The 17,731-nt window shown below is 33.4% G+C and carries 18 protein-coding genes and 1 tRNA gene; 1 reads left to right on the forward strand and 18 read right to left on the reverse strand.

Features of this window, described 5'->3' with window-relative positions:
* Positions 1-228: 228 nt before the first annotated feature.
* From COC46_RS03930 to COC46_RS22100, 14 genes are all read right to left on the reverse strand, one after another.
* Positions 229-2,121, reverse strand: coding sequence for an LTA synthase family protein (locus COC46_RS03930; RefSeq protein ID WP_098808456.1), 1,893 nt, complete (start codon positions 2,119-2,121; stop codon positions 229-231).
* 267 nt (positions 2,122-2,388) lie between these two features.
* Positions 2,389-3,360 (reverse strand): ROK family glucokinase, encoded by a 972-nt coding sequence (locus tag COC46_RS03935; protein WP_098808457.1) that lies wholly within the window; start codon positions 3,358-3,360, stop codon positions 2,389-2,391.
* 61 nt (positions 3,361-3,421) lie between these two features.
* Positions 3,422-3,625 carry a YqgQ family protein gene (locus COC46_RS03940; RefSeq protein ID WP_098808458.1) on the reverse strand — a complete coding sequence of 68 codons (204 nt, stop codon included), beginning with the start codon at positions 3,623-3,625 and terminating at the stop codon, positions 3,422-3,424.
* Between the two features lie 107 nt (positions 3,626-3,732).
* Entirely contained in the window at positions 3,733-4,491 is a 759-nt protein-coding gene (locus COC46_RS03945) for a M15 family metallopeptidase (RefSeq protein ID WP_255294804.1), read from the reverse strand.
* A gap of 115 nt (positions 4,492-4,606) precedes the next feature.
* A complete protein-coding gene (locus COC46_RS03950) occupies positions 4,607-5,554 on the reverse strand; it encodes an L-lactate dehydrogenase (RefSeq protein WP_098808460.1) in 948 nt (315 codons plus the stop codon).
* A gap of 222 nt (positions 5,555-5,776) precedes the next feature.
* Positions 5,777-6,343 carry a 5-formyltetrahydrofolate cyclo-ligase gene (locus tag COC46_RS03955; protein WP_176545052.1) on the reverse strand — a complete coding sequence of 189 codons (567 nt, stop codon included), beginning with the start codon at positions 6,341-6,343 and terminating at the stop codon, positions 5,777-5,779.
* A gap of 123 nt (positions 6,344-6,466) precedes the next feature.
* Positions 6,467-6,616, reverse strand: coding sequence for a 50S ribosomal protein L33 (gene rpmG / locus COC46_RS03960; RefSeq protein WP_056475024.1), 150 nt, complete (start codon positions 6,614-6,616; stop codon positions 6,467-6,469).
* 85 nt (positions 6,617-6,701) lie between these two features.
* The gene (locus COC46_RS03965) at positions 6,702-7,688 is read right to left on the reverse strand and encodes a nucleotidyltransferase family protein (RefSeq protein WP_098808462.1); all 987 of its coding nucleotides are present in this window, start codon (positions 7,686-7,688) and stop codon (positions 6,702-6,704) included.
* Positions 7,689-7,798: 110 nt separating this feature from the next.
* Entirely contained in the window at positions 7,799-8,452 is a 654-nt protein-coding gene (gene phoU, locus COC46_RS03970) for a phosphate signaling complex protein PhoU (protein WP_098808463.1), read from the reverse strand.
* 24 nt (positions 8,453-8,476) lie between these two features.
* Positions 8,477-9,304 (reverse strand): phosphate ABC transporter ATP-binding protein PstB, encoded by an 828-nt coding sequence (pstB, locus tag COC46_RS03975; protein ID WP_098808464.1) that lies wholly within the window; start codon positions 9,302-9,304, stop codon positions 8,477-8,479.
* Between the two features lie 239 nt (positions 9,305-9,543).
* Positions 9,544-11,742, reverse strand: coding sequence for a peptidoglycan D,D-transpeptidase FtsI family protein (locus COC46_RS03980; RefSeq protein ID WP_098808465.1), 2,199 nt, complete (start codon positions 11,740-11,742; stop codon positions 9,544-9,546).
* 105 nt (positions 11,743-11,847) lie between these two features.
* Entirely contained in the window at positions 11,848-13,065 is a 1,218-nt protein-coding gene (locus COC46_RS03985; RefSeq protein WP_098808466.1) for an MFS transporter, read from the reverse strand.
* 115 nt (positions 13,066-13,180) lie between these two features.
* Positions 13,181-13,789, reverse strand: coding sequence for a superoxide dismutase (locus COC46_RS03990; protein WP_088010981.1), 609 nt, complete (start codon positions 13,787-13,789; stop codon positions 13,181-13,183).
* A gap of 373 nt (positions 13,790-14,162) precedes the next feature.
* A tRNA-OTHER gene (locus tag COC46_RS22100) sits at positions 14,163-14,240 on the reverse strand.
* Between the two features lie 248 nt (positions 14,241-14,488).
* Between COC46_RS22100 and COC46_RS03995 the strand changes: the two genes are divergently transcribed.
* On the forward strand, positions 14,489-14,776 hold the full coding sequence (locus COC46_RS03995) for a hypothetical protein (RefSeq protein ID WP_098808467.1): 288 nt from the start codon (positions 14,489-14,491) through the stop codon (positions 14,774-14,776).
* A 40-nt stretch (positions 14,777-14,816) separates the two neighbouring features.
* Here COC46_RS03995 and COC46_RS04000 read toward each other — a convergent pair whose 3' ends face one another.
* The 4 genes from COC46_RS04000 to COC46_RS04015 are packed head-to-tail and all read right to left on the reverse strand — an operon-like array spanning position 14,817 to position 17,575.
* Positions 14,817-15,224 (reverse strand): phBC6A51 family helix-turn-helix protein, encoded by a 408-nt coding sequence (locus COC46_RS04000; RefSeq protein ID WP_098808468.1) that lies wholly within the window; start codon positions 15,222-15,224, stop codon positions 14,817-14,819.
* 12 nt (positions 15,225-15,236) lie between these two features.
* Positions 15,237-15,758: a hypothetical protein gene (locus tag COC46_RS04005; protein WP_098808469.1), complete on the reverse strand. Its 522-nt coding sequence runs from the start codon at positions 15,756-15,758 to the stop codon at positions 15,237-15,239.
* A gap of 45 nt (positions 15,759-15,803) precedes the next feature.
* A complete protein-coding gene (locus tag COC46_RS04010; RefSeq protein WP_098808470.1) occupies positions 15,804-16,148 on the reverse strand; it encodes a DUF2577 domain-containing protein in 345 nt (114 codons plus the stop codon).
* Positions 16,148-17,575, reverse strand: a complete 1,428-nt coding sequence (locus COC46_RS04015) for a phage tail tape measure protein (RefSeq protein ID WP_141550868.1) — start codon at positions 17,573-17,575, stop codon at positions 16,148-16,150. Before COC46_RS04015 ends, COC46_RS04010 begins: the two co-directional genes overlap by 1 nt.
* Positions 17,576-17,731 lie beyond the last annotated feature (156 nt).

Genomic DNA, 17,731 nt, shown 5'->3' on the forward strand with positions numbered 1-17,731 from the left:
AGGCGATGCAACGAAGAAAGCGAGCGTTGTCAAAGAACCACCCTCCTCGGCGCGTTTGCGGGGTTATTAACCTCCCCTCATTCCCATAGAAGTCGAGTACTCTTTTGGTACTTTATAATTTGGTCAGAAACGTTCTAAAATTTCTATTTTAACTCAATGACTAAAATAATCTTTTGTAAATTCGTCTACTCAAAAAAGCACTTCCGTTTAAGGAAGTGCTTTTTTTACTTATTCAAACTTTGTATTTGCTTTTTTGTATTTTACTTCATAGAAACGAAGTAAATCTTTATAAATAATTGAGTTTGAGTACTCAAGTGATTTATTTGCTTTTGCTAAGTCTTCTTTAGGTGGTTTTTGATCTTTTAGTTCTTCACTTGTATTAGCATCATACATCTTCTCACCAGTGTAAATATATTTATCAGTAACAATTGTACCATCTCTGAAAACTACAAAGTCTTTGTGTTTTGGAGAGAATATATCATTACCAAAGTTGATAGAAGTATTATTTGGATCTTCACCTAATAAGTTTAAAATTGTAGGTTTTACGTCAATTTGTCCTGCAACTTTATGAATTGTTTCACCTTTAGTTTGTTTAGGTAAGTGGATAAATAAAGGTACTTTTTGTAATTTAACATGCTCAGCTGGTGTAATTTCTTTACCTAAAACTTCGCTCATTGCACGGTTATGGTTTTCAGAAATACCATAGTGATCACCATACATGACAATAATTGTGTTATCATATAAACCTTTAGCTTTCATTTCTTCCATAAAGTTTTTAATTGATTCATCTAAATATCGAACTGTCGTTACATAATTATCAACAGTTTGGTCTCCAGTTTTTAAACGTGGAATCATTAAGTCTTCATCATTTAATTCGAATGGATAATGGTTCGTTAAAGTAAGCATACGATTGTAGAACGGTTTTGGCATAGTAACCATTTTGTCTACTGATTGCTGAACGAAATCTTTATCTTTTAGTCCCCAACCAATTGAATTTTCTGCATTTACTTTATAATCAACTTCATTATAATAACGATCGAAGCCAAGACTTGGATACATCAGATCTCGGTTCCAGAACGATTTATTATTTGAGTGCATTACTGAAGAATAATAATTTTGATTTTGTTTTAAAATCGCTGGTGTAGCAGTAAACGTATTTCCACTGTTAGTAAAGTATACCGCTCCACGGTCTAGTGGGAAAATACTATTATCAATTAGAAATTCTGCATCTGATGTTTTACCTTGTCCAGTTTGGTGGTAAAAATTATCAAAATAGTAACTTTCTTTCGTAAATTGATTTAAAAATGGAGTGATTTCTTGTCCATCAATTTTTCGACCAATAACGAAATTTTGTAATGATTCTAATGATATTACAACAACGTTTTTACCTTTATATTTACCGTGTAATTCTGCGTTTACACCAGTGTCATTTGCACGAATAAAATTTTCAATTCCAGCTAATTCACTATCATCAGCCATCGCTTTTTGAGCAGATGTTTTAGATTGAATAACCATATCATATATATGGTAGTTGTATAATCCTAAGAATTTAACAATGTACTCTCTATCGAATGAACGTGTTAATAATTGTGGACGTTCAGTTTCTGCTAATCCAAGGTTAATTAAGAAAATAGCGACTGCTGCTAAGAAATATGCAGTTCTTGCTTTTCCTTTAATATTTCCAGTTGTAAAGAATTTTTTACCCCAGAAGTAATTAACTGCAATTAGGATAAAAATATCAGAAAAAGCAAAGATTGTTTTATAGCTAATCATTGCTTTTACACTTGATCCTAAATCCGCAAAGTTTCGAGTCATAAATAAAACTGGAATCGTAACGAAATCGTCAAAGAATGAATAGTAGGCAGTATCGGCTATTAATATAAATGACATTATAATACTAATCCATATAATCGCCCTATTTCGCTTAGGTCCTTTGGCAAAAAGACCAATACCTAAAAATATTAATAATGAAGATATAGGCGCAATTATCAAGATAAATTTTTGCATAGAATTTTCAATTTCTAAATCAAAGTAATATTGGCTTAGTAAAGTTGCTTTAATCCATAAAAGGAATACAGCAAGTAACGGGAATCCAAAGTTTTTTGTAAACTTTTTCCACATAGTCTGTTCCTCCTCTTGTTAAGACTATTAATCTATTATAAAACAATGTTTGGCATTTCATATATCTATTTTATTGGTAATCAGTACCAAGAATTTTTGAAATGATACATATAATCGAATAAAGATTATTTGACGTAACTTTAGTTTTTTTGTTAACGTCATTCAATTTATCATAAACTAGTTCACTCGTCAAATAACTAACTTTTTTATTAATTCGATACAATAAACATAATAAGGTACTTCTATTAGAAGTACCTTAAATTTAAGTTAAATTTCGTTAGTAATGAATTTTTTTACTAAATAAGCTGCCCCAATCGCTCCAGCATCGTTTCCTAATCTGGCAATTGAAAGTTTTGTCGATTCGCGAACTGTCGTAAAGGCAAATTCATCAAAATATTTCTTTAGTGGTTTTAATAACAACTCACCTGCATTCGAAACCCCGCCACCAATTATGATATTTTCGGGATTTAATGTATTCCCAACTCCCGCTAAGACTAAAGCAAGATATTTCATTACATTATTAACGATTTCTTTTGCAACTTCATCACCTTTTGAGTACGCTTCGAAAACTTCCTTAGCGGTAATTGGTGAAGTATTCGACATTCCTTTTAAAATCGTTTCTTTTGTCGTATTTTGCAATTTCTCATTCGCTATTCTTGCAATTCCAGTAGCTGAAGAAATTGTTTCTAAACATCCCGTTTTTCCACAGTTACATATTACTCCATTTTCAAGTTGTACTGTTATATGGCCAATCTCCCCTGCAGCTCCACTAATTCCATGTGCTACATCTCCATTTACAATTACACCACCGCCAACTCCTGTTCCTAGTGTAACCATTACTACATCTTTCGCGCCGTTTCCAGCACCCTTCCACATCTCACCAACAGCTGCTATATTTGCATCATTATCTACTATTACTGGAATACCAGATTCTTTTTCTAAAATTTCTTTTAAAGGAAAATTAACCCATCCTAAATTTACTGCTGCAAATATAAGTCCATCTTCTAGTCGAACTGAACCAGGTGCCCCAATACCAATTCCAGCAATATCATCCTTTGTTTTATTCATCTGTTTAAGCTTCTCTTCAATTGCATTTGAGATTGTTTTTGGAATATGCTTCCCACTATCAGATTTATCAGTTGGTACTTCCCACTTATCAATGAATTCCCCGTTATTTGTTAATAATGCTAATTTAATGCTTGTACCACCTAAATCTACACCTACAATCATTTTAGCCATTAATGCCTTCTCCCTTCGCAGTGAAATCGTTTGCAATTTTTTCTAAAAAAAAAAGATTTCTTCAAACCGTTTTATTTTTTATTTCATCCATCTGTTTTTTTAATATCAAAGTAGCAACTTGCAAATCTTTACTATCTAGAATATTCGCTAGAAATAATTCTTTTAGTTCATCTTGCATTAGCATTAAGTCAGCTAATCGGTCACCAGTATAAATAATTGTGCCATAATTCTTAAGAAATTGTTGAATATCATATACGGATTTCATTCTTAACTCCTATTATTTAATCTTTCTAAATATGTAATTAGTATAAGTTGGAAACGGTTGCTCGTCAATGTGAAATACCAAACAAAGCATTTATTTCGTAGGTACTTTTAATTATTTTTTGGTTTCATTACTTCTTCTAATACTAGATCATTTTTATAAAGATAAGTAGCGTATTTTTTCCCAATATATCTTATATGCCACGGTTCATAATTATATTTAGTAAGTTCAACTTTATCCTCTGGATATCGAATAACAAATCCAAATTCATGTGCATGTGCGGCTAACCAAGTTCCTTCTTTTGTTTCTCCAAATTCTTGTTCGAGCTTGTTTCCAAAGCTCGGAGATGAAACATCTATAGACAATCCTGTTTGATGTTCACTTGTTCCTGGAACAGCACTAAAGGAATGTGTCCAGTCTTCACCATGGATTTGGATATAATAATTATATAAGCTTTGTTGTCTATCCAACGAGCGATATGCGGAAACTGGAGTAAGTTTTACTCCACTTGCCTCAGCTCTTTCAAATAAATTTTCTAATGCATGAGCTGCTTCTTTTCTCATTAATGTTTTTTCTTTATTTACGCCATGTAATGGAACAATCGGATAAATTAAATCAGGTGGTTCATACTCATCAGGTAGCTTTCTTTCCTTATTAACTAATACTAAATTTGATTTAGGATTCGTTACCTCTTGTAAGCCATCCTCAGCCTCGGTTACTGTATCATTGTAATTAGGAAATTTTACGAAAGAGTTGGCATCATTAATCCGTTTTAGCTGAAAGTTAATATAATTTTGGTTTCTAAAAAAAAGAGCTAGTCCAACAATTAATATTAATAATCCCCATACCAATTTATTTATCTTTCTCAAAGTAACCTCCCGATATCTTATTTGTTACTTTAACAATATTAAATGATAGCTTAATTTTCAAATTATTTACATACTTAAACCTCTTTCGATTTGAAAGAGGTCTAAGCTGTAGAGTTTATAAAATAGGTTCCATCGTTCTTCTTAATGTTTCAACTGATTTTTTAAACTGTCGTTGTTCTAATTCATTTAAATCTAGCTCAACGATTTCTCGAATTCCACCACGATTAATTACCGCTGGAACTCCTATATAAATATCATTTTCTCCATACTGTCCTTCTAAATAGGCAGAAACAGTTATAATACTATTTTCATTTTTAAGAATCGCTTTAGTTAATCTAACTAAACCCATTCCAATTCCATAGTATGTTGCACCTTTTTTCTTAATAATGTGATATGCAGCATCACGTGTATTTAAAAAGATTTCATCAAGCTCTCTTTGCGTATATCGTGGATTTTTCTTTAGTACATGGTGTACAGGTGAAGTACCAATCGTTGTTTGAGACCAAACAGGTAATTCACTATCTCCGTGTTCACCGATAATATATCCATGGATATTTCTTGCATCAACATTAAAATAATCTCCAAGCATATATCTAAAACGTGCAGTATCTAAACTTGTACCAGATCCGATTACTCTTTCTTTCGGTAACCCTGAATACTTCCAAGTTGCATAAGTTAAAATATCTACTGGGTTCGTGGCAATTAAAAAGATACCGTCAAATCCTGCAGCCATAATTTCTCCAACAATGCCTTTAAATATAGCACAATTTTTTGCTACTAAATCTAATCGTGTTTCTCCTGGTTTTTGGGCTGCTCCAGCTGTTATAACGACTAAACTTGCATCTTTACAATCACTGTAATCTCCCGCCCATATTTTTGTTCTAGAATCTACAAAAGGTAAACAATGACTTAAATCCATTGCGTCACCTTCCGCTTTATCCTTGTTTAAATCAATCATTACTAATTCTTCGGCAACACCTTTATTTAACATTCCAAAAGCATAGCTTGCTCCAACTGCGCCTGTTCCGATAAGTGCAACACGGTTAACTTCTTTGTGTAACATAATATCCACCTCATTTGTGTTATAAAAGTGTAAGTAATTGGGACTTCTATATTATATATGTATTTCCACTCAAAGTTTGTGAAACATTTTACAAATTTGTTACAATTTTTGTTGAGTTCAACTACATTGTGCACAAATTTATAAATTTGCCTAGTAATTACAATATGTCTTTTCGTAATTAAGTCTTACCTATTTTCAAACAAATCGTGTCACATTATGCACTTAGTAGATTGCTTCTATTTTTTTTGACTCAGTTAAAATCAATGGCATTTTAATATCATGTTTTTCTGTAGGTAGTTCATTCAATATTTGAAAGTCATATGCTAAAGCCATGAGTTGTTTTTTATAATCCTCTAAGTATCGATCATAATATCCGCCACCATAACCTAGTCTTTCACCATATTTTGTATATGCTACTCCAGGAACAATTATTAAATCAATAAACTCCTTTCCAATCTCCTCGCATTTTTCTTCTAATGGCTCCTGTATACCAAAATATCCTTTTTTTAAATCCTCAAAAGAATTGATCTTGTAAAAATGCATTTTTCTAGTGTCATGGTTACATTTTGGCACAACTACTGATTTATTCATTTTCCAACAAGCAGTTATTAAATACTTAGTATTGATTTCATGCTCCATTGGCATCGTAGTTGCTATAATATCTGCACACAAGAATTGATCTGAATTTAATAATTTTTCGACAATTTGTTTTGATTTTTCTTCTCTGTCTAGGCTTGAAATATTTTTTAATTTCTTCATCATAGAATTTCTAATTTCTTTTTTTTCCATCATAACGCCTCCTTAGGTCAGGTTCAAAGTTTCTTTAGTATAGGATTAATATAGTGCAACTGTATTCTAATTAAAATTATAAGTATGTATATACAAAAAAAACAGTAGGAAAATTCCTACTGTTTACTTTGTTTCGCGATGAACTGTAACTTTTTTAAGTCTTGGGCAATATTTTTTAAGCTCAAGACGGTCTGGGTTATTACGTTTATTTTTAGTAGTGATATAGTTACGATCTCCGCATTCTGTACATGCTAATGTAATATTTACGCGCATTTTATTTTCCCTCCTGACATAGTGACATAATCAGACTTGTATATAATAACATTCTTTCGCGATAATTTCCATAGTTTTTATTGATTCAATGCATTTCTTTTGATATTTTTTTTATTGAATTATGTACAAACTTATTTTCATAATTCAAAGTATATTTTTGGAAAACTGCTTGATGATGTAATACACTTCCTTGACCGATTTTAATATTAGAGCTAATTGACACATATGGACCAATCACACAGTTCTCTTCGATCGTAACATCATTCCCAATAATAACTGGAGAAACAATCTTCACATTGTTATTTATCGTAACATGTTCACCTAAAAAGATTCTCGGTAAAATTTGAACGGCTGGTATAGGTAAATTTAATCTTTCTTCAATCCAGTCTACATTTAACTTTGCAAACCGTCTAGGTGTCCCGTAATCAATCCAATAACCATCTAAATGATAAGCACTTAACGGAATATTATTTTTTAGCATTAGAGGTATTAAATCATTACTGATGTCAAAATAGCGATTTTCTGGAATTTGAAATAATAATTCCGGACTCATAATATAAATTCCAGTATTAACTAACTTACTAATTTCGCTACCTACATTAGGCTTTTCAATAAAATCGATTATTTGTCCATTTTTTACTTTTACATTTCCATATGATCCACACTTTTCGACTTGTTTTACAAACATAGAAAATTTACTTTTATTTTCAAAGTGAATTTTAATTGAATCCCTAATATCCCCGTCAAATAAAATATCACCATTCACTAATAGAAAGGGTTCATTAAGAAAATGTCTAGATAGCCTTAAGCAACCAGCTGAACCTAAACTTTTTTCTTCTATAATATAATCAATTGAAACATTTTTTAATTTCATTGCATTTATCGTCTCAATAATAGCTTGGGACATATAATGAAGCTGGATAATAAATTCTGTAAAACCTATTTTTGTTAAATGTAATATTAAATGTTCAATTGCCGCTCTATTTGCGATTGGTAATAGTGGCTTAGGAATGTTGTTAGTAATTGGTAAAAGCCTTTGACCATATCCTCCAGCTAAAATAACAACCTTCATTTATTACCACCTCAATATCTTATACTAGTTAAAGAAGTATGCTTAATATTACATAAATATGACAAAAGGGCGTTCAGGAAAAAATTGTCTAAACACCCTTTTGTCATTTTTTATTGATTTAATATATAATGCTTACCTTTAACTAAATAATAAATATTCTCTGCAATATTTGTTGCATAATCTGCAATTCTTTCAAGATATCTACAAATGAATGCCATTTGCAAGATATTTGCGACATGCTCAGGTGACTCAACAATACTTGACATTAAATTTCGAACAGTCGTTCCATATAACTCATCAACTAGATCGTCAATTTCACCAACCTCTTTTGCAACTTGTAAATCTTCAGTTCGGTATGCTTCTGCAGCTTTTGTTAACATTTCTAAGCCAAGTTCATGCATCTTTTCTATATTCTCTATAGGTAAGTTTTCTTGACGACTTCGAATACGGATTGTCGATTTAGCGATATTTACAGCATAATCAGCAACTCGTTCAAGATCATGAGCAATCTTTATAGCTGTTAAATTTCTTCTTAAATCTACAGCAACCGGTTGCTGTCTCGTAATAATAACTAAAATTAATTCATTAACTTCTTTTTCTAATTTATTAATACGCTCATCTTCATCAATTACTTCTAATGCTAATTCAATATTTTCGGTACGAAATGCTTCCATACTTTTAATAACAGCTTTTTTCGTTTTCTCTGCAAATTCGATGATCATTTCTTGTAATGATTTTAAGTCCGCTTCAAATTGATTTCTCATCTCTTCTCACCTATTCCCCTTCTATTAACCGAATCGTCCGGTAATATAGTCTTCAGTACGTTTATCTTTAGGTGTTGAGAACAGTTTATTTGTATCTGAGAACTCAACTACTTCACCGCTTAAAAAGAATGCAGTCTTATCAGAAACACGAGCTGCTTGTTGCATATTATGGGTAACAATAATAATACTAAATTCTTTCTTCAAATCATGAATTAGTTCTTCAACTTTTAAAGTTGAAATAGGGTCTAATGCCGAAGTTGGCTCATCCATTAAAATAACATCAGGCTCGATTGCCAGGCAGCGAGCAATACATAAACGTTGTTGTTGACCACCTGAAAGACCAAAAGCATTCTCATGTAAACGATCTTTTATCTCTTCCCAAATAGCTGCACCTTTTAAACTTTTTTCAACAATCTCATTTAATGTAGCTTTATCTTTAATGCCATGTATTTTTGGACCATATGCTACATTTTCCCAAATTGATTTAGGAAATACGTTTGGTTTTTGGAATACCATTCCAACATGAGTTCTTAATTCTTCTACAGGATAGTTTTTATCGAAAATATCTTGTTGGCGATAAAGGATTTTTCCTTCTGTTCTAACTGTAGGAACTAACTCAACCATGCGGTTTAATGTTTTTAAATAAGTCGATTTACCACAGCCACTTGGCCCAATAATCGCGGTTACTTCATTCTCATAAATACTTAAATTGATATTTTTTAGTGCTTTATCTTGTCCATACCATAAATTTAAATCTTGAGTATCATAAACAATTGATTTTTTTACATTTGTATTTGTCTCTTCAATATCATCATTTCTAATTATATTCTCTCTATTTAACGTAGCTGTCATAACTTTCTATCCCCTCTCATCCTAAAAGAAGCATTCTATTCGTTTTAAAATATTAACTAAATAATAGCTAAAATTTATAATCGTTTATTTTCAGTAACAGATTACATGAATAATCATATTCAAAAACTATTAAACCTGTTTTAACGGTATGTAAAGATTATGTAAATAAGTTCTGAAGCTCTTTTGGATTGGATAAAGGTTTTTTTAGAAATAAAAGAGAAAGGATTTCCCTTTCTCTTTTATTGATTCGTATTTTGTGTATCTGTGTTGTCTTGGTTATCAATTTTGTTTTTAGGCTCGTCATTATAAACTGATTGTCTATCTTTTTTCAATTTAAAGTATTCATCCATAATATCTCGACCAATGTATTTATTTACTGGAGCTTGGTCTGTTTGTAACCATGGTACTACTACTACAAAGGCAACTTCAGGATTGTCATACGGAGCATATCCCATTAATGTTTCATTATAAGTTTTCTGTGGCCCATTGTATTTTTTACGATCTGGACCGTCGTATACAGATTGAGCTGTACCTGTTTTACCAGCCACTTTATAGTCTACACCTTGGAAATATTTGTTAGCCGTACCTCCAGTTTCATTATATACTTTGATAAGACCTTGTTTTACATGATCGATATATGACTGTTTCATATCAATTCGATTTAATACTTTAGTCTTTATTTCTTGTTTAATAACACCAGTATCTTCGCCGATTGAAGGTTGTCTTAATTCTTTCGCAACATGTGGCTTAATTCTATAACCTCCATTTGCGATGGTCGAAACATATTGGGCTAATTGTAGTGGTGTATAAGTATCGTACTGCCCAATCGCTATATCAAGAAGGAAACCTGGGCTTGTATCTACACCTTTAAATCCAATTGCTTCATTTGGTAAATCAACTCCAGTTTTAACACCTAGTCCAAATTGACTGAAACTATTACGGAATGTATCAAACGCTTTTACATCGATATCTAAAGGTCTATTCTCCACGTAATTTGCATGTCCAATAGCCATAGCTGTTCGGAACATATAAACGTTAGATGAATACTTTAATGCATCTAAATCATTAATCCATCCAAAGTTTTTATAAGATGCTTTTACTGGTGTACTTTTAATTTTAATCGGTGTATCGAATTGCTTTTGCCCCGGGGTAATTTCACCTGTTTGATAACCAGTTAAAAGAGTCGCAGCTTTTACAGTTGAACCCATCTCATAAGATGATGTTAGATTTCCTGTTGCGTAATCTACAATTTTATTTTTTCCTGTCTTTTTGTCTTTAACAATTTGCTTTCCTGACATTGCTAAAATTTCACCCGTTTTCGGATTCATCATCGTAACAAATGCTCGGTCCAAATATCGACCATTTGAAGTTGCTTTTGCTCTTAAAAGTTCTCTCTTTACAATTTCATCAACCTTACCTTGAAGTTCAATATCAATTGAAAGGACTAAATCACTTCCTGGCTCACCTTCAGTAATTACTTTCGTATCTACTACGTTCCCATTTGAATCAATAACATTTTGTGCTTTACCTTTTGTACCACGTAAAACATCTTCATATTGTTTTTCTATATAACTTTTTCCTACACGATCATTACGATCATAACCACGTGCTAAATAATAATCTACATTCTGAGCTGGTAACCCTTCTTTTTCAGAAGTAATATTACCTAAAATTGTTCGGAACGTATCGTCATAAACGTATTTTCTTTCCCAATCTGTCGTTACATCTACACCTGGTAGCTCGTCCAAATGTTCGCTAACTCGTGCAAATTCTTTTTCACCTTCTTCTTTAGCTTTTTTAGCTTTTTTAGGATCTTTTTCGTTAACTTCTTCTCTTTTAATAGTCTGTGGAGTTAATGCATAACCAGCACTCATTTGCTTGTAAATCGCAAGTATTTCTAATGCATTTTCATCTTTTTCAAGAGATTTGAGATTATCTTCTGTAATTTTATCAAGCTGTAATTGATAATAAGCCTTATTGTAACCAGGATCATCATCTTTAAATTGTGCTTTTAGTTGTTTATCTTCTTTTTTTGATACTAGTTTTTTTGCATCTTTAGGATTTGTTAGTAACCAAAAATCTTTCTTATCTCTTTCAGTTATTTTATTAGTTGGCATTTTGATATAAGTTTTAAGCTTTTTAGCCATTTCTAATAACTCACCTGAAGTCGTACCTTTTTTTCTTGTATAAGTAATTGTACGTAAAGGCGTATTATCTACTACAACCTTACCGTTACGATCTAAAATTTTCCCTCTAGGTACAGATTGATCGACGGTCATATTTTCTGTTCGTTCTAATTCTAATTTGTAGTCTTCACCTTTAACAATTTGTACAACACCTAATCTTAGAATTAAAATAGAAAATAGGACAAACACAAGAAAAAATAGTGTATTCAGTCGTGTGGGTAATGTGATTTTATATTTCTTTGGTTTATTCATTTTTTCTCCTCTTTTTTCTACAATTACTTCTAATCTACATATTAATATTTTAATGATTAGGAAATGGAATCACTGCCCAAGTTTTTGACAATTTAATGAAAATACTTAAGCATGCTTAAATTCTAGCTTCCTCATGACGAAATAGACCAAAAAGTGTCCTGCTCCAAATAAACACAATAATATTGGGATAAATTGTTTTGGTGGAAATATTGTAGTACATACAATAAATACAGCAATCGAAAACATTCTACCACTATTTAAATACACTTCTCGTATCACTATGTATTCCACTCTATACTCCCTGGCCTTATACGATTTTCCTATTATATCATATGTTAAAGATAAGTAAGGTACTAAAATGATTGGATATGCCAAAGAAATTATTGCGCCGTATATGATCAATAATGGAAATGTAATTTTAAAAGCGATTACAAATACAGCGCAAAACAATAGAAAACCACCGATAAATATAGCTTTCATTCTAAAATTTTCTTTTATAATTCTTGTAACAATATAATAGGTAATAAAGCTGATTAAAGATGTAATTAATCCGTATTTCCCTAAAGCGAATTCACTACCAGTAGACAAGAAAATATAAATTGAAATGACAAACATAAAAATTCCTTCTCGAGTACCTTGAAAGAAGTTAGCATTGGTTATTTTTCGCCAGTTTTTATTTAATTTTCTTTCTTGAATGACACGCTTAATATTGAATTCACTATCAAGTTCTCTTCTTATCAAGAAACAACTTAAAACAACTGCACATACAAATAAAATGACTGCTATTATAAACACAAAATGGTAGCCTTTATTTCCAATCATTGAAGAAATAATTGCTCCAGCAATAAATGGACCAAGCATACCTGTAAATGAATTGATTAGCCCTAAAAAACCATTAAAGAATTGTCTAGTATCAGGTTCTGTTACCTCAAATGTCAGTAAATTAAATGCTAAATAGTAACAGCCATTGCCAATTCCTAATATCGCACCAATCAATATCGTTGCTAATAGCGTCTTCGTTTCAAATAGTAAAACAACTATATAGAATATCGCTAAAAAAGAAATACCGATTCTTAAAATAACAACTCGATCAATCGTTTTAGCTAATCTACCAGCAATTACGAATGTAAGCGCCTGAAAGAACGCAATCGAAAATTGGTACGAAGCAATTGGTAAGTAACTATTTGATTGTTTCCATAAATAAACATTTACAAATGTGCTAGATAAAGCCGTCGCTAAAGTAAATAATCCACCGACACTCAATAATAGAATTAAGTCTTTATTTAAATCTACATTACCTATTAAAAATTTCCACCTACTCATTCATAACTCTCCTTTGTCTCATGAACTAGTTTTCCGAGTAAATGAAAATTTATCCTTTTTAAAACAAATAAAAAAACACCACTTAATAAATTAAGTAGTGTTCTTGTTTTATAAATTATTTTGCAGCTTGATATAACTCTTCTACTTTTTCCCAGTTTACTACATTCCAGAATGCACCAACGTAGTCAGGACGTTTGTTTTGGTAGTTTAAGTAGTAAGCATGCTCCCAAACATCTAAACCTAAGATTGGAGTTTTACCTTCCATTAATGGTGAATCTTGGTTAGCTGTGCTTGTTACTTCTAACTCACCATTGTTTACTACTAACCAAGCCCAACCAGAACCGAAACGAGTTAATGCAGCTTGAGTGAAAGCAGCTTTAAGCTCATCTAAGCTACCAAATTTAGCGTTGATTGCTTCAGCAACTTCTCCAACTGGTGTGCCAGTTCCTTCTGGAGTTAATAAAGTCCAGAATAAGCTGTGGTTAGCATGACCACCACCATTGTTACGTACAGCAGTACGAATACCTTCTGGAAGTGCATCTAAGTTAGAAATTAATTCTTCAATTGAAGAAGCGGCTACTTCTTTACCTTCTAAAGCAGCGTTTAAGTTTGTTACATATGTATTGTGGTGACGAGTGTGGTGAATGTTCATCGTTTCTTTATCAAAGTGTGGTTCTAATGCATCATAAGCATAAGGTAATTGTGGTAATTCAAATTTTGACATTTTTAAATTCCTCCCAAGAATTGTAGTGAATTTCAATTTAAAGTTATCAAATATACTGAAAAATTTCAATAGTAATGCTCAGAAAAGAGTAAAATCAATGAATTAATATTCTTTGGTAAAAATTTAAATACAATTTTTTAACTTAAATAATGACCGTTAACCGTATTTAGCAGCCACTAAAAGACCACAAATAAAACATTTTTATTTAGTTAAAAAAGATGATGATCAATATGCTACTGACAAATGAAACATATTCTATCTGATTTAAGAATTGAGCATATTTATGTTGATAAAAAGCATCACAAAGCTGGTTCAATTGTAAGTTAACAAAAAAAGTCTTCAACGACAACGTTGAAGACTTTTTCACTGTTTAAGGAGTAAGAGGGATTCGAACCCCCGCGGGCTGTTACACCCCTGTCGGTTTTCAAGACCGTATTGTACCGTCCATCCCTCGCAAACCTCTGATATATCTAGCGTCCCAATCGGACTTTTTCGAAATCCCCATGCGGATTCCTGTCGATTTCCTGTCGGTTTAAATTTTACTACATATAGTAGGAACGTACAAGTACGGAGACAAAAAAAGTGACGTCAAATTACCGCTATTCTTAGATAAATTAATAACGTAGGTCTAAGAAAGAATAATGTTGCTCGTTTGTGAAAAAATACAAAAAAGATTCCGTAATTATTGGAGGTTTTTTTGTGGTTGCAAAGTTTTTCTATTACTTAGGATGGATAACCATAGTATTAGGTGCGTTAGGATCCGGAGTTATACTAGCGTTGGCTAAAAGTTTTGAAAACGACATGATGTATAATGTAGCAATACCGAAGACAATGTTAGTAATAAGTACTCTTCTTTCGGCAATTATTACCGCTATGATATTTTTCGCAATTAGTTTGATATTGAAATACCTACAAAGAACTGCCGAAGCTACTGAAGAATTAGTAAGATTAAATGGCGGAAAATTAATCGATGAAAACGATAAATAAAAAAAAATCGGCGCCCCTCGTTAGAAGGACGCCTTTTTCGTTACTCTCCGATTGATTTCGTTAACTTTTCTAATTCCGCCTGGATTTCATCGTCGCTCATATACGTAGATGTTTGACGGACTTCAGTCGTTTCTGTCTTCGTTACCTTTCGGCCTAACAAGGTGTAATATAAGTCGAGCGCTTTAATAAAGCCTTTTTCTACTTGATCTATCAGAACTTTATCCGCCTTACTACGAAATGCTTGGAGATGTTGGTCCGATAATGCGCCTTGATACGCAATAAACTCCGGCTTTCTACGCCATTCAAGTAGTGTTCTTCGACTAACGCCTACTTCCTGCGCAATTTCTTCTTGCGTTTGATTACCGCCCTCGAAATCGTTTAATACTAAAAGATACGCAGCCTTCGCTTGCTGATCCGTTAGCCTTTTCTTTAAATCACTTGCTTTCATATTATCGCTCCCCTAAATTAAATGTTTTATTTTTTCGTAATGTGCTATCGCTTGTTCTTCATCGTCAATAACCTCGGCTACATTATCGAAAACTAGATCGTAAATAGCTGGTCGATCCATAAATAACGAAATATTAACGTATAATCCACGTACTAAATCGAACACTTCTGTCTCGTCCGAATTAATTGCTTCTTCAATCTTGTTTAACGAGTCGATCATCGCATGGCCCGTCAGACTACTAAATACTCCTACGGATTCATTAAGCAACGTTAAATCCTGCGTATATTTGTCGCGAAGCTTTTTAACGTCTAATGGCAGCACTCTTCCGGCCGTCCCAATTAAAGAGGCGTATTTAATGATAGCGTTACGTAACGGACAAACTCTTTCGAATAATTCATGCGTTAATTTTAACGAAACAAAACTTGGCGGTCTTTCTGCGGGCAACCCTTTCGCTACACGTTCGCGCTTCAGTTCCTCTAACTCTTCGTCGAATCTGCGGATGTCTTCGTCAAGCTTTTTTAAGTCTAACTCCATTTCGTCCCCTCCAATTTAAATAAGCGCCACTTGTAGCATGGCGCCTTAAGTTTCTACGTAATAACTTACAATTCGGTCCATTACGAAGTATCGCTGGTCATTGTTATACGAAAGTACGATTACTCGGTCCCCTACTTTTAGTTCATCTTGAAATGCGAGCGATTGCGTAGCCCCGCCGGCTATTTTTACCTGGCGAGTATGCTTCGTTAAATGTTCCGCAACTTCGAAGTCGTCTGATTCAAGTTCGAATTTATCTCCGTCAACTTTAAGTTTGATTGATGGAGGAGCTGCGGTAATTGTTGCTAAACATATAGAAATTGAATCGTTTTTACCGTGCATTTGTATTAACTTAACTAACCTTGATGCTCCTGAACCTTCTAAACGCGCCATTATGCCATCTGCACCCCTTCTTTTTCGATTAATCTAGCTAATTCATAAGCGACCTTCTTAATATCGGAGTCATTACGTACGTTCATCGTCCCAACATTAACCGTGACGCCGCCCTTACCGCTTTTGTTTTTCTTGTATTCCTCGTTCTCAACTGCCGTCAAAACGCGCTCACCGCGATGTAAATTTGCCGGATATTGGTCATAGGGAACGTTTGAAAGCCCGGCGTGATGCGATTTTCTAGTAATATGCGAACTACTTTGAATTCCACCACTTACATAACTCGCAGCTTTTGCTACGTCTCCCCAGTGCACTTTCGGTATTATCGGAATTTTTACGCCAGGAATTAGATTGATTTTCTCAATTAACGCATTGATTTTTCCGATAACGCTATTTACTGCGTCTGCTGCACCTTGCTTTATCGTCGCCCAAGTATTGCTCCAATTTAGCGCTAATCTAACACCTGCTTCAATTAAGGTACCTATCGGGCCTAGAAAACCTCTTAGGACAGCCCACACTTCAAGTGCTTTAGCCTTTACGGAATCCCAGTTTCGAATAAGATAAACCCATGCTGCTGTGCAAAGATATACCGCTGCGATTATTAGTCCTATCGGGTTGGCCATCATTGCTATATCTAATCCAATCATCGCAACTTTTGCAGCTACTATACCTACAGAAAGAGCAATAAACGCTTCTTTTATCGGTTGCCAATTGTCGTAAACGAATTTAGCAAAATTTGATAATTTCTCTCCTGCGGATTTGATATTATCTCCCCATTTTTGGATTGTTTCAGGTTTTATATTAGCTACAAACTCTGTTATTTTCGAGACTGCGCCCGCCAGGAAGTCGGATCCCTTCTCTTTTATCCAATTAAGTCCACCGCCTTGTATCCAGTTATTAATATCGGTCAACGGTTTTTTTAGCTTATCTAATGCTGCCGTTCCCATATTAGCAAGTGCGGTTGTTACATTCGATTTTAACGTTTGCCATTGCGCCGAAGCTGACTTATTTACATCGTTAACGAATTTTTGCGTGAATCCGAGATTATTTAATACCTTATCTAACGCTGCAATTTTTTCTGTTGCAGTATCCGCGCCTTTAAACGTTTCCTTTAGCATTGATCTCGGGATATTAAAGCGTTCCTGTAATGATACGAGATCACCACTCAATGCTTCCCTGATTGCGAAGCTAGCCCCAGTCATACCTTCAAGAGTGTTAGAACTCGCTAATCGTTCGGTGATGCCAAGCAGTTTGTTAATTTGTTTCAAATCTTTTGTAACTGGCAGAAAAGCTTTCCCAGAATTCATGAAATCGCTATCTGAAAACACCGATTTGAGTCCTTTTTGCTGGAGCATATCGAAAAGTTTATTCGCTTTTTCCGTATCGTTAACCAATGCAGAAAGTGTTAATTTATTTGTCTCGATCTCCATTGCGCCCTGCATCGCGGTCTTTAACGTATCAACTGCGAGAGTTGTAGCCTTATATGTTAGTCCAAGTTTAACGATTTGACTTGTTAAGCTGCTCGAACTCGAAGACATCCTTGTTACTGCTTGACTAGCGCGACGAAGACCTGAAGCGAACCCGCC

The sequence above is a fragment of the Bacillus sp. AFS041924 genome (assembly GCF_002577195.1).
Taxonomy (GTDB): domain Bacteria; phylum Bacillota; class Bacilli; order Bacillales; family Bacillaceae_G; genus Gottfriedia.

Excerpts from the sequence above, each read along its gene's own strand:
- COC46_RS03930 (WP_098808456.1), bottom strand. The coding sequence starts at position 2,121 with ATGTGGAAAAAGTTTACAAAAAACTTTGGATTCCCGTTACTTGCTGTA.
- COC46_RS03935 (WP_098808457.1), bottom strand. The coding sequence starts at position 3,360 with ATGGCTAAAATGATTGTAGGTGTAGATTTAGGTGGTACAAGCATTAAA.
- COC46_RS03940 (WP_098808458.1), bottom strand. The coding sequence starts at position 3,625 with ATGAAATCCGTATATGATATTCAACAATTTCTTAAGAATTATGGCACA.
- COC46_RS03950 (WP_098808460.1), bottom strand. The coding sequence starts at position 5,554 with ATGTTACACAAAGAAGTTAACCGTGTTGCACTTATCGGAACAGGCGCA.
- COC46_RS03955 (WP_176545052.1), bottom strand. The coding sequence starts at position 6,343 with ATGGAAAAAAAAGAAATTAGAAATTCTATGATGAAGAAATTAAAAAAT.
- rpmG (WP_056475024.1), bottom strand. The coding sequence starts at position 6,616 with ATGCGCGTAAATATTACATTAGCATGTACAGAATGCGGAGATCGTAAC.
- COC46_RS03965 (WP_098808462.1), bottom strand. The coding sequence starts at position 7,688 with ATGAAGGTTGTTATTTTAGCTGGAGGATATGGTCAAAGGCTTTTACCA.
- phoU (WP_098808463.1), bottom strand. The coding sequence starts at position 8,452 with ATGAGAAATCAATTTGAAGCGGACTTAAAATCATTACAAGAAATGATC.
- pstB (WP_098808464.1), bottom strand. The coding sequence starts at position 9,304 with ATGACAGCTACGTTAAATAGAGAGAATATAATTAGAAATGATGATATT.
- COC46_RS03980 (WP_098808465.1), bottom strand. The coding sequence starts at position 11,742 with ATGAATAAACCAAAGAAATATAAAATCACATTACCCACACGACTGAAT.
- COC46_RS03985 (WP_098808466.1), bottom strand. The coding sequence starts at position 13,065 with ATGAGTAGGTGGAAATTTTTAATAGGTAATGTAGATTTAAATAAAGAC.
- COC46_RS03990 (WP_088010981.1), bottom strand. The coding sequence starts at position 13,789 with ATGTCAAAATTTGAATTACCACAATTACCTTATGCTTATGATGCATTA.
- COC46_RS04000 (WP_098808468.1), bottom strand. The coding sequence starts at position 15,224 with ATGAAAGCAAGTGATTTAAAGAAAAGGCTAACGGATCAGCAAGCGAAG.
- COC46_RS04005 (WP_098808469.1), bottom strand. The coding sequence starts at position 15,758 with ATGGAGTTAGACTTAAAAAAGCTTGACGAAGACATCCGCAGATTCGAC.
- COC46_RS04010 (WP_098808470.1), bottom strand. The coding sequence starts at position 16,148 with ATGGCGCGTTTAGAAGGTTCAGGAGCATCAAGGTTAGTTAAGTTAATA.
- COC46_RS04015 (WP_141550868.1), bottom strand. The coding sequence starts at position 17,575 with ATGGAGATCGAGACAAATAAATTAACACTTTCTGCATTGGTTAACGAT.